Source organism: Kitasatospora sp. MY 5-36 (assembly GCF_001182915.1).
In the GTDB taxonomy this organism is placed as follows: domain Bacteria; phylum Actinomycetota; class Actinomycetes; order Streptomycetales; family Streptomycetaceae; genus Kitasatospora.
In genome coordinates this window covers 1-3,042 of the sequence record NZ_LFVW01000951.1, presented here as the reverse complement: position 1 = coordinate 3,042, position 3,042 = coordinate 1, and the positions used below count along the sequence as shown (strand labels likewise).

3 protein-coding genes are annotated in these 3,042 nt (G+C 74.0%); 2 read left to right on the top strand and 1 reads right to left on the bottom strand.

Annotation, left to right across the window (positions count from 1 at the left end):
- Window positions 1-559: 559 nt before the first annotated feature.
- A complete protein-coding gene (locus AE652_RS47625) occupies window positions 560-1,378 on the top strand; it encodes a helix-turn-helix transcriptional regulator (RefSeq protein WP_053112538.1) in 819 nt (272 codons plus the stop codon).
- A 65-nt stretch (window positions 1,379-1,443) separates the two neighbouring features.
- Here AE652_RS47625 and AE652_RS38690 read toward each other — a convergent pair whose 3' ends face one another.
- On the bottom strand, window positions 1,444-2,511 hold the full coding sequence (locus AE652_RS38690; RefSeq protein ID WP_049660134.1) for an alpha/beta fold hydrolase: 1,068 nt from the start codon (window positions 2,509-2,511) through the stop codon (window positions 1,444-1,446).
- Between the two features lie 232 nt (window positions 2,512-2,743).
- On the opposite strand from AE652_RS38690, the gene AE652_RS38685 reads away from it, so the two are divergent.
- Window positions 2,744-3,042, top strand: a 299-nt coding sequence (locus tag AE652_RS38685) for a triacylglycerol lipase (RefSeq protein ID WP_049660136.1), incomplete at its 3' end; no start/stop codon positions are given.

Here is a 3,042-nt window from a genome sequence, read left to right as displayed (position 1 = left end):
CGCGCTCTGGCGGCCGCGGCGGCCCATGTCGCCGCGGGCGTGCCGGCCCGGGTGCCCGACCTGCTCGCCGCCGCGGAGCTGGGGCCGCTGGACCGGCTGCAGCAGGCCCATGCCGACCGACTGCGGGCCAAGGCGTCGTCCATGACCGACTCGGGGAGGGGCGCGGTGCAGCCGCTGCTCGACGCGGCGGGTCGGCTCAGGGACCTCGACCCGGCCCTCGCGCGGGAGACCTGCCTCGCGGCGTACGACGCGGCCATCTGGGTCGGCCGGTACGACGAAGGCGCACTGCGCCGGGTCGCCGAGGCCGCGCTCCCTCACCGACGAGGAGGACCCGTCCGTCCTGTGGGCGGCCGCGAACGCCGCCGCGGAGCTGGGCGATCTCCAGGGCTGGCTGGACATCGGCGGCCGGGCGGTCCGCTTCGCACGCCGGACGGGAACCCTGTCGCTCCTCTCGACGGCGCTGCCCTACCAGGCGTCCGCGCTGGGCTTCGCGGGGCGTTTCTCCCCAGCGGGCGACCTGCTGGCCGAGGCCGCGGCCCTGGACAAGGTCACCGGCTCGGTGGCGCGCACGGCCACGGCGGCCTTGATCAGCGCGTACCAGGGACGGGAACGACCGGCCCTGGAAGCGATCGAGGCGATGGAACACGAGGGCGAGCAGCGCGGCCTGGGCCGACTCGTCGGCGTAGCCGCGTGCGCGAGGGCTGTGCTCCACAACGGCCTGGGCAACTATCCGCTCGCCATGGAAGCGGCGCTCCGGGGCGGGGAGTACCAGGACCTCGTGGTGCACGTCTGGACGTGCGGCGAGCTGGTCGAGGCCGCGACCAGGGCCGGCGAGCCGGCCGTGGCGGCCGGGGCGCGCGAGCGGCTCGCCGACTGGAGCCGGGCCGGCACGCCCTGGGCCCTGGGCGCGCACGCGGTCGCCGAAGCCCTGACCGGAGCACCCGAGCAGGCCGAGGACCGCTACCGCGAGGCCGTCGACCACTTCGGCCGCGGCGGGCTCGGCGTGTTCGAGACCCGGGCCCGACTGCTGTACGGGGAGTGGCTGCGCCGCCGGAACCGGCGCGCGCAGGCCCGTACCGAGCTGCGGGCGGCGTACGAGGCGGCCGGGCGCACGGGTATGGAGGGCTTCGCCGAGCGGGCCCGGCGTGAGCTGCTCGCCACCGGTGAGACGGTTCGCAAGAGGACCGTCGGCGCGCCGGTCCTGACCCCGCAGGAGGCGCGGATCGCCCGCCTCGCGGCCGCCGGGCACCCGAACGCGGAGATCGGCGAGCACCTGTTCCTGAGCCCCCGTACGGTCGAGTGGCACCTGCGCAAGGTCTTCGCCAAGCTGGGGATCTCCTCCCGTCGAGAGATCGACGGCGCCCTGTCCGTACGGTGACGGCCGTACGGTGACGGCGATGCGGTGACGGCCGTCCGGTGACAGCCGTGCGGGATCAGCAGGGGTCACAGATGGTCGGCGTCCACCACGGCCTGGGCGAACGCCGTCGGCGCCTCCTGCGGCGCGTTGTGGCCGATGCCGGTGAGGACGCGGTGCTCGTAGGGGCCGGTGAAGAACTTCCGGTACCCACTGCCGTCGGTGGTGGGCAGGAACGGGTCGAGGGCGGGGTCCACGGCGATGGCTGGCACCGTGACGGGCGGTCGGGCCGCGAGTAGCCGCTCGTAGTGCTCGTAGCGGCGCTCGCCGTCGGCCAGGCCCAGACGCCAGCGGTAGTTGTGGATCACGATGGCGGCGTAGTCGGGGTTCTCGAACGCCGCCGCGGTGCGTTCGAAGGTGGCGTCGTCGAACCTCCAGGTGGGGGAGGTCTCCTCCCACACCAGTCGGCACAGGTCGTGCCGGTTCTGCCTGGTCTCCATGGCGACGCGGCCGCGGTCGGTGGCGAAGTAGTACTGGTACCACCAGGTGCGCTCGGCCTTCGGCGGCAGCGGGTTCTTCTGCGAGGGGAGGTTGACGATCAGGTAACCGCTCACCGCCACCAGGGCCTTGACCCGCTCCGGCCACAGCGCCGCGACGGTGCCGGCGGCCCGCGAGCCCCAGTCGAAGCCGGCCAGCACCGCCTCGGGGACCTTCAGGGCGTCCATCAGGGCGATGACGTCGAGGGCGATCGCGGACTGCTGCCCGGTACGGACGGTCGTCGGGGACAGGAAGGTGGTGGTGCCGTGGCCGCGCAAGTACGGCACGATCACCCGGTAGCCGGCGTCCGCCAGCAGCGGCGCCACGTCGACATAGCTGTGGATGTCGAAGGGCCAGCCGTGCAGGCAGATGACCACGGGCCCGTGCTTCGGCCCGGCCTCGGCGTAGCCGATGTCGAGCACGCCGGCCTGGACCCGCTTCAGGTCGGTGAACGTGGTGTGGGTGCCCGCGGTGACGGCCGGGACGACCGGGGCCGGGCGGCCGGGCCGGTCGGAACCGGCCGCGAAGGCGGCAGGCGCGTTCGAGGCCGCGCCGACCGACACGGCCGTGGCGCCCACGCCGAGACCGACCGCTTTGGTGAAGGCACGCCTGTCGATCATGTCTGATCCTTCCTGGAGACCCGCTGGTGCCTCCACTGTTCTCCGGCCGCCGGCCGGCCGCATCGGTCACATGACGTCGAGACGCAGGAAGGCGCCCGCGGACCCGCGAAGGGTCTGCCGGGCCGCCGGATTCAGTCATTCGACTGTGTCCGCCGGCCTGCCGCTCGGTGATCCTCGATGGAGCGCCGTGATGCCGGCGGATCGTCGTGCGTGCAATTCGGAAGGTCTGGCCGTGAAACAAACCCCCGTCGTCCTCATCCACGGTGCGTGGTTCCACATGTCCTCCTGGGAGGGCTGGGCCGAGCGGTTCACCGCGTACGGTTACGCGGTGTGCGTCCCGGGCTGGCCCGGCGAAGCCCACACCGCCGACCGGGCCCGCCGCGATCCCGGCCCGCCGCGCGACCTCGGGCTCGCCGCGCTCGCGGCCCACTACGAGCAGGTCGTGCGCGGCTTCGACGACCCGCCGGTCCTCATCGGGCACTCGGCCGGCGGCCTCATCGCCCAGCACCTCCTCGGGGCCGACCTCGGCCG